This window comes from Streptococcus mitis (assembly GCF_026782865.1).
GTDB lineage: Bacteria > Bacillota > Bacilli > Lactobacillales > Streptococcaceae > Streptococcus > Streptococcus mitis_CG.
Genome location: NZ_JAKUXK010000011.1, coordinates 26,229 through 39,851, shown reverse-complemented (window position 1 = coordinate 39,851; position 13,623 = coordinate 26,229). Strand labels below are relative to the sequence as shown.

Here is a 13,623-nt window from a genome sequence, read left to right as displayed (position 1 = left end):
GAAAAAATGGTTGGAAACACTTGCCTTGATTACCTTGGTAATCATTCTACGTTTACTAGTAAATTTTTTCTTCCCAGAGATTCCCTATTGGGGGAGATTTTTACTGACAGTAATTTTAGGAGTCTTGGTAATCGTCTCCCTACACTTTATGAATCGAAAAATTCGTAGGTAGAGAGTTTGAAAATGAAAGGAAATAACATGACTAAACGCGCCTTAATCAGCGTCTCAGACAAAGCGGGCATTGTTGAATTTGCCCAAGAACTTAAAAAACTTGGTTGGGAGATTATCTCGACGGGTGGGACCAAGGTTGCCCTTGATAATGCTGGGGTGAAGACCATTGCGATTGATGATGTGACTGGTTTTCCAGAAATGATGGATGGTCGTGTCAAGACCCTTCATCCAAATATACACGGTGGACTCCTCGCTCGTCGTGACTTGGATAGTCACTTGGAAGCAGCTAAGGAGAACCAGATTGAGCTCATTGATCTTGTTGTGGTAAACCTTTACCCATTTAAGGAAACCATTCTCAAACCAGACGTGACTTATGCTGATGCGGTGGAGAATATCGATATCGGCGGGCCATCCATGCTTCGTTCAGCGGCTAAAAATCATGCTAGCGTAACAGTTGTGGTAGACCCAGAGGATTATGCTGTAGTTCTTGACGAATTGTCAGCCAACGGTGAAACAACTTACGAAACTCGACAACGTCTGGCAGCCAAGGTTTTCCGTCACACAGCAGCTTATGATGCCTTGATTGCAGAGTATTTTACAGCTCAAGTGGGTGAAAGTAAGCCTGAAAAGTTGACTTTGACCTATGACCTCAAACAAGCCATGCGTTACGGTGAAAATCCTCAACAAGATGCCGATTTCTACCAAAAAGCTTTGCCAACGGATTACTCGATTGCATCCGCTAAACAGCTCAACGGTAAGGAATTGTCTTTCAACAATATCCGTGATGCGGATGCTGCTATTCGTATTATCCGTGACTTCAAAGACCGTCCAACCGTTGTGGCTCTCAAACACATGAACCCATGTGGAATCGGTCAGGCTGATGACATCGAGACTGCTTGGGACTACGCTTATGAGTCTGATCCAGTGTCTATCTTCGGTGGGATTGTCGTTCTCAACCGTGAGGTGGATGCTGCGACAGCTGAGAAGATGCATGACGTTTTCCTTGAAATCATCATCGCACCAAGCTATACGGATGAAGCGCTAGCTATTTTGACTAATAAAAAGAAAAACTTGCGTATCCTTGCCTTGCCATTTGACGCACAAGATGCCAGTGAAGCAGAAGCAGAATACACAGGTGTAGTTGGTGGTCTCCTTGTGCAAAATCAAGACGTAGTGAAAGAAAGCCCAGCTGACTGGCAAGTGGTGACCAAACGCCAGCCAACTGAGACAGAAGCGACTGCTCTTGAGTTCGCTTGGAAGGCTATCAAGTACGTCAAATCAAACGGTATCATCATCACCAATGACCACATGACACTTGGTGTTGGCCCAGGGCAAACCAACCGTGTAGCTTCCGTTCGTATCACCATTGATCAAGCCCAAGACCGTCTTGACGGTGCCGTCCTTGCTTCAGATGCCTTCTTCCCATTCGCGGATAACGTGGAAGAAATCGCCAAAGCAGGTATCAAGGCCATCATCCAGCCAGGTGGGTCCGTTCGTGACCAAGAGTCTATCGAAGCAGCGGACAAATATGGCTTGACTATGGTCTTCACAGGAGTGAGACATTTTAGACATTAAGAACGTTAAAGGGAAGAAAACAGTTTCTTTCCTTTTTTGCGTAAAAATGCGGAGTAAAACAAGATTAAGACGAACGTTTGTGATATAATATTAGTAAATAATTCGCAAAAGAGGTTGAGGAATGAAGCTGTTAGTTGTCGGTTCGGGTGGTCGTGAACATGCGATTGCTAAGAAGTTGCTTGAGTCAAAAGACGTTGAAAAAGTATTTGTAGCTCCTGGGAATGATGGGATGACTCTAGATGGTCTGGAATTGGTAAATATCTCTATTTCCGAACATTCTAAATTGATTGAGTTTGCAAAGGCTAACGATATTGCTTGGACCTTTATCGGTCCAGATGATGCCCTGGCGGCTGGTATCGTGGATGATTTCCATGCAGCTGGGCTCAAGGCTTTTGGTCCGACCAAGGCTGCGGCTGAGCTGGAGTGGTCCAAGGATTTTGCTAAGGAAATCATGGTCAAATACGACGTTCCGACAGCAGCCTATGGCACATTCTCAGATTTCGAGGAAGCCAAGGCCTATATCGAAAAGCAGGATGCGCCTATCGTAGTCAAGGCGGATGGCTTGGCGCTTGGGAAGGGTGTCGTAGTTGCGGAGACGGTTGAGCAAGCAGTCGAAGCAGCTCACGAGATGCTTTTGGATAATAAATTTGGTGATTCAGGTGCGCGCGTGGTTATTGAGGAATTCCTTGAAGGAGAGGAATTTTCACTCTTTGCCTTTGTCAATGGTGATAAGTTCTACATCATGCCAACAGCTCAGGATCACAAACGTGCCTACGATGGCGACAAAGGGCCTAACACAGGTGGTATGGGTGCCTATGCGCCAGTTCCACACTTGCCACAGAGCGTGGTTGACACAGTAGTGGAGACTATTGTCAAGCCAGTCCTAGAAGGCATGATTAAAGAAGGGCGCCCTTATCTGGGTGTTCTTTATGCGGGGCTTATCTTGACAGCGGACGGCCCTAAGGTTATCGAGTTCAACGCTCGTTTTGGAGATCCTGAAACGCAAATCATCTTGCCTCGTTTAACATCTGACTTTGCACAAAATATCACGGATATCCTCGATGGTAAGGAGCTAAACATTACGTGGACGGACAAGGGTGTGACTCTGGGTGTGGTTGTCGCATCCAAGGGCTACCCGCTAGACTATGAAAAAGGTGTCAAGTTGCCAACCAAAACCGATGGCGACATCATCACCTACTATGCAGGGGCTAAGTTTGCGGAAAATAGCAGAGCACTGCTATCAAACGGCGGACGTGTCTATATGCTCGTCACCACTGCTGATACCGTCAAAGAAGCCCAAAACACCATCTATCAAGAGCTCGCTCAACAAAAAACAGAAGGCCTCTTTTACCGAACCGATATCGGAAGCAAGGCCATAAAAGATTAACAGCTACTAAATTTATCGTGGCGAGCGAAAGCGAGCCAAAGTAAGATAATGGTCGCCGTGGTGAAAAGACCAGAACAGTATTTGTTCTGGTCTAGGGAAACTTTGAGACCCTAGGCTCAAAGTTTAGGAATGAAACCGAAGGTTTGCTTCCGTCCCCACCACCTAAGACCATTATCAAAAAAGAAGAAAAAAGGAAAAATTATGACTAAACCAATTATTTCCATCATCATGGGCTCAAAATCCGACTGGGCAACCATGCAAAAAACAGCAGAAGTCCTAGACCGCTTTGGTGTAGCCTACGAGAAGAAGGTTGTCTCTGCCCATCGCACACCTGATCTCATGTTCAAGCATGCCGAAGAAGCGCGTAGTCGTGGTATCAAGGTCATCATTGCAGGTGCTGGAGGTGCAGCTCATTTGCCAGGTATGGTTGCTGCCAAAACAACCCTTCCTGTCATTGGGGTGCCAGTCAAATCTCGTGCCCTTAGTGGCGTGGATTCACTCTATTCCATTGTGCAGATGCCAGGTGGTGTGCCAGTCGCAACTATGGCTATTGGTGAAGCAGGTGCGACTAACGCTGCCCTCTTCGCTCTCCGTCTCCTCTCAGTAGAGGATCAGGCTATCGCGACAGCATTGGCAGATTTTGCAGAAGAGCAAGGAAAAATCGCAGAGGAGTCTACCAATGAGCTCATCTAAAACAATCGGAATTATAGGTGGCGGCCAGCTGGGTCAGATGATGGCCATTTCTGCTATCTACATGGGGCACAAGGTTATCGCGTTGGATCCTGCTGCGGATTGCCCAGCCTCTCGTGTGGCGGAAATCATTGTGGCGCCTTATAATGACGTGGATGCTCTGTGTCAGTTGGCTGAGCGTTGCGATGTCCTCACCTATGAGTTTGAAAATGTCGATGCTGACGGTTTGGATGCTGTCATCAAGGATGGTCAACTTCCTCAAGGAACCGACCTGCTTCGCATCTCCCAAAATCGAATCTTTGAAAAGGACTTTCTCTCAAACAAGGCCCAAGTCACTGTAGCACCCTATAAGATTGTGACTTCAAGTCAGGATTTGACAGATATCGACCTATCGAAAAACTATGTCCTAAAGACGGCGACCGGTGGTTACGATGGCCATGGTCAAAAAGTCATTCGTTCAGCAGAAGATTTGGAAGAGGCCTATGAACTAGCAGATTCAGCTGACTGTGTCTTGGAAGAATTTGTCAATTTTGACCTTGAAATTTCTATCATCGTATCAGGAAATGGCAAGGACGTGACGGTTTTCCCAGTTCAGGAAAATATCCACCGAAACAATATTCTTTCAAAAACCATTGTGCCAGCTCGCATTTCTGAGCGTTTAGCAGACAAGGCCAAAGCCATGGCAGTGAAGATTGCTGAACAGCTTAACTTATCTGGAACTCTCTGCGTGGAAATGTTTGCGACAGCTGATGACATCATTGTCAATGAGATTGCCCCACGCCCACATAACTCAGGACACTACTCAATCGAAGCCTGCGACTTCTCTCAGTTTGATACCCATATCTTGGGCGTTCTGGGATCGCCATTGCCAGCTATCAAACTGCATGCGCCAGCCGTTATGCTTAATGTACTCGGCCAACACGTCGAGGCTGCTGAAAAATATGTCACAGAAAATCCAAGCGCCCACCTCCACATGTATGGTAAAATAGAAGCGAAGCACAACCGCAAGATGGGGCATGTGACTTTGTTTAGTGATGCGCCGGATGCGCCGGATGAGGTTGAGGAGTTTGGGAAAGCTATAAGATTAGGCATATAGCTATTTTGACATATGAGTTGGAAATAATAAGTTAGTAAGCAAGAAGGTTTTATAAAAGGAGAATTAAATGAATTTTAGAGTTGTATCATCATACTCGGACATTAGAGAGAACGGTTACTATTTGATTCATAGTAACTGGGATGATTGGTTTCAATATGAAACTACATATCTATTTTACATAAAAAAAAGTGATGAGATAACAAATGTGGGATCCATTAAAATCGGTCAATTTTCTATGAAAAAAGGACAACGAACCCCTAATATACCTGAAGAATTTGATAATTTAACAGATGATTTTTTTTCTGTAGCGACTGATGAAAGTTTCTATTATGAAATTAATAGGCTTGAGAATGAGAAAAGGGAATACATCTTAACTGCTCTGAAAGATGTTGCTTTTGATAGTGATTTATATTCTAAAGCTCGTGAAACTGATGTTTTTAATGTATCTTTGACAAGAGATGTTTTGCCTGAAGTGATTAATAACAAATATAGACGGTTAGCTCAAGGAAATACTAAGTTATCTAGTTATGATTTTTCATTTAAAATAAATGATTCCTACGTTTTAGACTTTAGAGTGAATCCTGATAAATTTCCAGCGTCAAATATTCATGCTATTATTGGTAGAAATGGCGTAGGTAAGTCATACTTATTAACTGAAATGATTGAAAGTGTTATACAGAATGATGGCAGATTCCAATTTAACACTGAATACAATGATAATTTTTTCTCGAATATTATTTCTATTAATTTTAGTAGTTTTGAGAATAAAAAAATATTTAAAGAGAATTCTGATACCAGTAAGGGATACTTGTATTACCACCTGTCAAATAGGACAACTGCTAAAGAATCTCAAAATTATAAATTATATAGAGAAGAAGATGGTGAAACTATAGAGTTTATACCTGAAGGATGGGACGCTGTCTTTATTGAGAGTGTAAGTTCAGCGTTACGCAAGAAACCTAAACTATGGCGTGATTGTATAAAAATTTTATATAGTGATCCAATATTTAGTAAAACAGGAATTGATAAACTAGTTGATAAGTTTCAGGAATCAGAGGATATTCGTAAATTTTATAAAGAGACATATAAAATTTTTAGGGGTCTAAGTTCGGGTCATAAAATCGTGATTTTAACTATAACCAAGTTGGTTGAAATGGTTTCAGAGAAAACACTTGTTATTTTAGATGAACCAGAATTGCATTTACATCCACCTTTGTTGAGTAGTTTTATAAGAAGTTTATCACAATTACTCATAAAAGCGAATGGAGTAGCAATACTTGCAACACATTCGCCAATTATTTTACAAGAAGTGCAAAGGGAATGTGTTTATAAACTATCTAGAGAAGTGAGCACTGATTTTATACAAGCGGTAAGACCAAGTACTGAGACGTTTGCAGAAGATATAGGTAGTTTAACATTTGATATATTTGAGTTGGAAACTATAGAATCAGGTTTTTATACTTTAATTGATCAAATAGTAAGAGAAAATCTTTCGTTTGAAGAGTCACTACAACGATTTGATAGGAAAATGGGGACTTTAGGGTATAGGTTGCTGTTATCCGAAATTTTAAAAAGAGATAAAGGAGAAAGTGCTGATGCTTAAACTTACTCCTCCATCTTTTAATGCAAAGGATATATTGGATGAGTTACTATCTGGGGTGACAAAAATCAAAGAAGTCAAGGATGAGTGTGGAAATGTAGTAAGTTCAGAAAGATATATTAATTTATTTAGCAAAGAGATAAAAAATAGGATATTCGAGTTCGAAGAATTATACATAGAACTTGCAAAAGAAGGTAAACTAAATAGCTTGGTTAAAGAAAATTGCGTGGTGTCAGATCAAATTGGTAAGGAAGAAATGGGATTTCTGTATGAACAAAAACTAGTCACGAAGTACAGAGATTCGTATTATAGTAAACTGAAAACTAATGAAGGTAAAAATTTTGGTCAATGTGTATATTGTGAGAGGGATTTAGTGAGTGATTTAGATCACTTGCTTCCAAAGTCAGAATTTCCTATATTTGCCATCACTCCAGCTAATCTGATTCCTTCTTGCCATTCTTGTAATACGAATAAGTCAGCAAGTTTATTAGATATAGTAAATCCATATTTTGAAGATACTACTGAAGAAAACTGGCTTAAATGTAATATCGTAATAAAGAATAATATACTTATTCCAGAATATAGTTTAGATTTTTCAAGTACATCTTATTCACAAGACTTACAAACTAAAATTACCAATATATATACAATGGGTAAAATTAGTATCGTAGATAAGATTAGTACATGGGGTATTACTCTACTTACAAATAAATTGAACCATTGGTTAAAAATAATAGATATAGCTGGAGAACAACAACTTCTTACACTTTTGAATAGTGAAATAACCTCTGATATGACACATAGTCAAAATTTTTATGAGTTATCTTTATACCGAGGAGTGATAGATTATTTAAATACAGGGGGTCAACTGATAACCTGAGCTTACTTAATGTAAATTTTCAAGACATTTTTGACATCTTTAATATATTTGTAATAAAGTTAAACTTAAAACTAGAAAGGATAGGACACTGGAACAGTGCAGCTGAACCCGGGCGAAAAGCTCGGAATTTAGATAAACCTCCTAGGACGAAAGCGTCCGTCGTTGGTTTCCTAAAATTCAGTCGCTTTCTAGTCGCCCTTGGTATCTTAATCATGATCGACCGTTATTCTCGCCCTGAGATGGCGAACATTTGGAGTGAAGAAAATAAATACCGTGCTTGGCTTGAGGTGGAAATTTTGGCTGATGAAGCATGGGCTGAGTTGGGAGAAATCCCTAAGGAAGATGTGGCTTTGATTCGCGAGAAAGCGGACTTTGACATCGACCGTATTTTAGAGATTGAGCAGGAGACTCGCCATGACGTAGTGGCCTTCACGCGTGCGGTTTCTGAGACTCTTGGTGAGGAACGCAAGTGGGTACACTACGGCTTGACATCAACTGACGTGGTGGATACGGCCTACGGCTACCTCTACAAGCAAGCCAACGACATCATCCGTCGTGACCTTGAAAACTTTACCAACATCATCGCTGACAAAGCGAAAGAACACAAGTTCACTATCATGATGGGTCGTACCCACGGTGTGCACGCTGAACCGACAACTTTTGGTCTTAAATTGGCGACTTGGTACAGCGAAATGAAGCGCAATATCGAGCGTTTCGAGCATGCGGCTGCTGGAGTGGAAGCAGGTAAGATTTCTGGTGCGGTTGGGAACTTTGCCAACATCCCACCATTTGTAGAGCAATACGTCTGCGACAAATTGGGTATCCGTGCTCAAGAAATCTCTACCCAGGTCCTTCCTCGTGACCTTCATGCTGAGTACTTTGCAGTTCTTGCCAGCATCGCGACTTCTATCGAGCGTATGGCGACTGAGATCCGTGGTTTGCAGAAATCTGAGCAACGTGAAGTGGAAGAGTTCTTTGCCAAGGGGCAAAAAGGTTCTTCAGCAATGCCTCACAAACGTAACCCAATCGGTTCTGAGAACATGACAGGTCTGGCGCGTGTTATCCGTGGGCATATGATTACTGCCTATGAAAACGTCGCTCTCTGGCACGAACGCGACATTTCCCACTCATCAGCTGAGCGGATTATCACACCAGATACGACCATTTTGATTGACTACATGCTCAACCGTTTTGGAAATATCGTCAAGAACTTGACAGTCTTCCCAGAAAACATGATTCGCAATATGAACTCAACTTTCGGTCTTATCTTCAGCCAACGGGCTATGTTGACCTTGATTGAAAAAGGCATGACCCGTGAGCAAGCCTATGACTTGGTGCAACCAAAAACAGCTTACTCTTGGGATAATCAAGTAGACTTTAAACCACTGTTGGAAGCGGATCCAGAAGTAACCTCACGCCTCACACAAGAAGAAATAGATGAAATCTTCAACCCTCTTTATTACACTAAACGAGTGGACGATATCTTTGAACGTTTAGGACTAGGTGATTAATTAAAAAATAAACAGCGAGCTTCAATCTCGCTGTTTATTTTTTATCGAAAAGACTTAGTCTTCTTTTCTTTTAGTGAGTCCATAGGCTGCTAGTGTGGCCATGAGTCCTACGACTACTAGTCCTGCAGAATCGTGACTTCCTGTTTCAGGAAGTTTTTTCTCTGTTGCTATAGGAGCTGGACCTTGAGGAAGAGCTTTGCTTTCCTCAGCAGGAGCAGTTGATGGAGTTGGTTGGATTGGGATTTCTAGTTTTGGTTTTTCTTCAGCAATAGCGGCTTGTCCGTTTTCATCGCCTACATGTGTTACCAGAGTTCCGACTTCGACTATTTGTGTAACAACTTCCTGCGCTACGACACTATTTACAAGAGTTTTCACTTCCTTGCCATCGGTAGAAGTGCTCACAGAGTAGAAGTTGCTACGGCGCCCGTTGACACCTTTAGTAAGGACTTGCGTTTTTCCTTTGAGCAAGAGTGGATTTTCACGAGTCACTGTGGTAAATGGAATTTCTTCCTCTTGGATATCCAGTCTAGGTTTTGTTTCTGCGACTGGAGCAAGATCATGTTCATCGCCTACATGCGTTACTAGAGTTCCGACCTCAACAATTTGAGTAACGGCTTCCTGTGCTACGACACTATTTACAAGAGTTTTCACTTCCTGACCATCTGCAGAAGTGCTCACAGAGTAGAAGTTACTACGGCGCCCGTTGACACCTTTAGTAATGACTTGTGTTTTTCCTTTGAGTAAGAGTGGATTTTCACGAGTCACTGTGGTAAATGGAATTTCTTCCTCTTGGACATCTAGTCTAGGTTTTGTTTCTGCAACTGGAGCAAGACCACTTTCATAACCCTTGTGAGTTACCATAGTTCCGACTTCCACAATTTGAGTAACGGCTTCCTGTGCTACGACACTATTTACAAGAGTTTTCACTTCCTTGCCATCGACAGTGCTTACAGAGTAGAAGTTGCTACGATGTCCATTGACTCCCTTAGTAATGACTTGTGTTTTTCCTTTGAGCAAGAGTGGATTTTCACGAGTTACTGTGGTAAATGGAATTTCTTCTTCTTGGATATCCAGTCTAGGTTTTACCTCAGTAGTTGGTGCAAGACCACTTTCATCACCCTTGTGAGTTACAGGAGTACCGACTTCAACCACTTGGTTCACAGCTTCTTTGGTTACCTGGCTATCAAGGACTGTTTCTGTTGTTTTTCCATTTTCAGTAAGGACAGAGATGTAATGAGTTCGTTCACCTTTGACTCCTGCTGTGATAATATTTTCCTGATCAGCTGGGAGGTTAGGATTTTCTTTCTTGATAACTTCAAATGGGATTTCTTCAGTTCTTGTGATGAGTTCTGATCTGGTTTCAACATTGGCAGCCACTTCATTTTCATCCAGACTTCCTGAGTGAGTTGCAGCTGGTTTGAGACCTAAGCGAGCGGCTTTTAGTTTGGCTACAAGTGTGTCAACTTCAGCTTGTTTATTACGATTGAGGTTGTAATTTAGAGCTGTTTTAGCTGCACTTAGGGCATCCAAGCTTTCCTTGCTGTATCCTTCTAAGTTTTCAGGAATTTGTGCGATTTCTTCGCGGAGAGCATTATAATTAGCACGGAAGTAGTCTTTGTTGTGGTCTGCAAAGGCAGTCATAAGTTCAAAGATTTCTTCCTCCTTATACTCAGCGCTTGGTCTATCTGCCCAGATAGCAAGCATACTTCCGACTGTTGGAAGGTTTACTTCAGGATATTTGGTAGAAGCTAGTTGATTGAATGGTGTTTTTCCAGTATTCTCAATAGCTTTTTTGAGGAAACCACCACCATCTTCTGGTTTTTGACCGAGAATGTAGTACCAGTCACCGTTGGTATTCAAGAACTTATAACCCTTGCTTGCTAGGTATTGAGGTGATGCGAGGTTGTAGCCCCACCATCCTTTAGACCAGTAAGAAATCAAGACATCTTTGTCAAACTGAACATCGTCCTTGTCCTCATAGTAGAAGCCATCGTTGAAGGCCATTGGTTGAAGCCCTCTTTCTTTGGCCATGGCAGCGAGGGTGTTGGCATATTCGGCAAACTTGCCATAGAGTTGATACCATTTGAGGTAGTACCAGCCTTGAGCACTAGTCGCATCGTTGGCGTATTCGTCAGTACCAAAGTTGAAAATCTTTGTTTTACCTGCAAAGAAGTCCATGTATTTACCGATGAGGGCTTTTACAAAGTTCATCGCTTCTTCGTTTCTCAAGTCCATAGTTGTTTTGGAGACTTTGTCAAAGTGGGCTTGAGGATTTTTAATACCCAATTTTTCCATGGCAACCAGCATAGCATCCATGTGACCTGGGCTGTTGATAGCTGGGATGAGACCGATACCCTTAGATTTAGCGTATTCAATTAGTTCTGTCACTTCTGCCTGTGTAAGCGCAGTCCCATTTGGATCGTCGTAGTAAGCTTTTGTTCCTTGGATGATGGCATTTTTGACATCATCACTTGAATAGGTTTTTCCGTTAGCAGTGATGGTCATATCATCGAGTAAGAATCGAAGTCCGTCATTTCCTAGAAGGAGATGGACGTCAGAATATCCGAGCTCACTGGCCTTATCTACGATGCGTTTGAGTTGGTCAAGAGTAAAGTATTTGCGTCCAGCATCGATTGAAATCACCTTGTTTTTAGCAAGTTTTTCAACCTCACGTTTAGCATCTTCTTCTTTTTGAGCTTCTGGTGTGAAGGTCAAATTGCTGACTGCTTCTTGAAGTTTTGCAATTGCTTGGTCAATCGTGTCTTGTTGGGCACGACTGAGGTTGCTATCAAGTGAATGGATGGCTTTTGCCGCTTCATTAACTGCTGCGACACTTTCTGTAGTATAACGGTTAAGGTCTTTTGGTACCTCGTTAAGTGCTTGTTCTGCAGACTCATAATCAGCTGCGAAGTATTCAGCATTAGAATTTGCGAATTGACGCATGAGTTTGAAGAGGCGTGACGGTGAATAACGTGCAGATGGAGTGTCAGCCCAAGCAGCTACCATACCACCGATGAATGGAATAGTTGCTCCGTCGGATTTTGGTACTGAAGTGATTGGAGTGTTCTTGATACCGTTTAATCCTTGATCAAGGTTGTACCAACCTTGACCATCTGCATTTCGCCCAAGAACATAGTACCAAGCATCGTTAGTGTTTAGGATTTGGTGACCTTTTTCTACTAGAAGTTTAGAAGAAGCGACGTCGTAACCTCCCCAACCACCAGTCCACATTGAAACGATGATATCTTTGTCAAAAGTTCCGAAGCTAGTATCACTATTGTAGTAAATACCATCATTGAAGGCCATTGGTTTGAGACCGTGTGATTTTACAATACGAGCTAGGTCATTGGCGTAGGCAATAAATTTTTCATATCCTTTTACAGGATAGCCTTCGTTTGGATAGTATTTATCAGCTTGAAGAACGCTCCAACCTTTAGCGTTTGTTGCATCATTGGCATATTCATCAAGTCCGATGTTGAAGATTTCAGTCTTTTTCGCGAAATAAGCAGCATATTTATCGATAAGGGCTTTTGTAAAAGCGACCGCTTGTTCGTTGTCAAGATCTACGGTACGAGCTGATTCCTTCCCAAAATAGCTAAAGTTAGGATTTTGGATTCCCAATTCTTTCATGGCATTGAGGATAGCATCCATGTGACCAGGACTATTTACTGTCGGAATGAGACCGATGCCTTTATCTTTGGCATAGTTAATCAGATCTGTCATTTGACTTTCTGTTAAGTGATTGCCGTTTGGATCGTTGTAATAATCATTCGTACCTTTTTCAATGGCACGTTTGACATCGTCACTCGCATAGGTCTTGCCGTTAGCTGTGATGCTCATATCGTCCAACATGAAGCGGAGTCCATCATTTCCAACTAATAGGTGTAAATCAGTGTAGCCATAATGTTTCGCTTTATCAATGATTTCCTTGAGTTGTTCTGGTGAGAAATATTTACGTCCAGCATCAATAGAAACAATTTTCTTTTTCGCTAGCTTTTCATTAGTTTGAGTGGCACGTTCAGTAGTCGGAGCGAGTACAGCAGGAGTAGCAGGCTCGTTTTTCTTCTCAGTATTGGCACTCCCTCCGCTTTTTTCCACTTGAGTTGCGCTATCTGCCCCTGTAGTAGGGGCTGGGCTGGTATGTTCTGTTACTACTGGTGTTACCACATTGTCTGTTTTTGGAACAACTGTGTTAACAGTATCTTTTTCAGTTTTAACTTCCTCTTTTATAGTTTTATCAGCTTGTTTTACAAGTTTTTCTTCTTTATCTTGAATTGGTGCTTCTGATGCTTGTGGGCTATCCAGCACAGCTTGCAAAGTTTCAGTAGCTTTTGGTGCTGGTGTGAGTCCATCTGCAGATACGACTTGCGCACTGAAGGTAAATCCTATCAGTACAGAAGCTGCTCCGACTGCATACTTGCGGATTGAGAAACGCTGTTTCTTGTCTAGTTTCATGATAAAACCTCCTTGATACAACTATTTTGATAACGTTTACATAAAACCAATTTAATTTTATTATCTATATAGTAAAAAGTCAAGCAGGTTTATATAAGAACTATAATAAATGGAGTAAATCATAAGATTTTGGAAATAACAACTTATATAAGAAGGTAAAATTAAGGAAAAATCAGTTCTTTTTAACTTGTTTTTAGTAAAAGTGCTACAAATAAATATATTTAATAGCGTTTTCATATTCGCTTTTTCGTGCTATAA

Annotated in this window: 8 protein-coding genes; 7 read left to right on the top strand and 1 reads right to left on the bottom strand. The window is 41.7% G+C overall.

Features of this window, described 5'->3' with window-relative positions; all coding sequences use genetic code 11:
* Positions 1 to 198 precede the first annotated feature (198 nt).
* From purH to purB, 7 genes are all read left to right on the top strand, one after another.
* Complete coding sequence (gene purH / locus MK482_RS06755; protein WP_268718315.1) at positions 199 to 1,746, top strand: bifunctional phosphoribosylaminoimidazolecarboxamide formyltransferase/IMP cyclohydrolase; 1,548 nt, start codon at positions 199 to 201, stop codon at positions 1,744 to 1,746.
* Between the two features lie 121 nt (positions 1,747 to 1,867).
* The gene (gene purD, locus MK482_RS06750; protein WP_268718314.1) at positions 1,868 to 3,133 is read left to right on the top strand and encodes a phosphoribosylamine--glycine ligase; all 1,266 of its coding nucleotides are present in this window, start codon (positions 1,868 to 1,870) and stop codon (positions 3,131 to 3,133) included.
* 201 nt (positions 3,134 to 3,334) lie between these two features.
* Positions 3,335 to 3,826, top strand: coding sequence for a 5-(carboxyamino)imidazole ribonucleotide mutase (gene purE, locus MK482_RS06745; protein WP_049509947.1), 492 nt, complete (start codon positions 3,335 to 3,337; stop codon positions 3,824 to 3,826).
* The gene (purK, locus tag MK482_RS06740) at positions 3,813 to 4,919 is read left to right on the top strand and encodes a 5-(carboxyamino)imidazole ribonucleotide synthase (protein ID WP_268718313.1); all 1,107 of its coding nucleotides are present in this window, start codon (positions 3,813 to 3,815) and stop codon (positions 4,917 to 4,919) included. The genes purE and purK overlap by 14 nt, the downstream gene beginning before the upstream one ends.
* Before the next feature lie 67 nt (positions 4,920 to 4,986).
* Entirely contained in the window at positions 4,987 to 6,522 is a 1,536-nt protein-coding gene (locus MK482_RS06735) for an AAA family ATPase (protein WP_268718312.1), read from the top strand.
* Positions 6,515 to 7,399 (top strand): HNH endonuclease, encoded by an 885-nt coding sequence (locus MK482_RS06730; protein WP_268718311.1) that lies wholly within the window; start codon positions 6,515 to 6,517, stop codon positions 7,397 to 7,399. Before MK482_RS06735 ends, MK482_RS06730 begins: the two co-directional genes overlap by 8 nt.
* A 212-nt stretch (positions 7,400 to 7,611) precedes the next feature.
* Positions 7,612 to 8,910, top strand: a complete 1,299-nt coding sequence (gene purB / locus MK482_RS06725) for an adenylosuccinate lyase (protein WP_268718310.1) — start codon at positions 7,612 to 7,614, stop codon at positions 8,908 to 8,910.
* Positions 8,911 to 8,964: 54 nt separating this feature from the next.
* Here the strand turns inward: purB and MK482_RS06720 are convergent, their stop codons facing one another.
* On the bottom strand, positions 8,965 to 13,365 hold the full coding sequence (locus tag MK482_RS06720; RefSeq protein WP_268718309.1) for a G5 domain-containing protein: 4,401 nt from the start codon (positions 13,363 to 13,365) through the stop codon (positions 8,965 to 8,967).
* Positions 13,366 to 13,623: the final 258 nt, after the last annotated feature.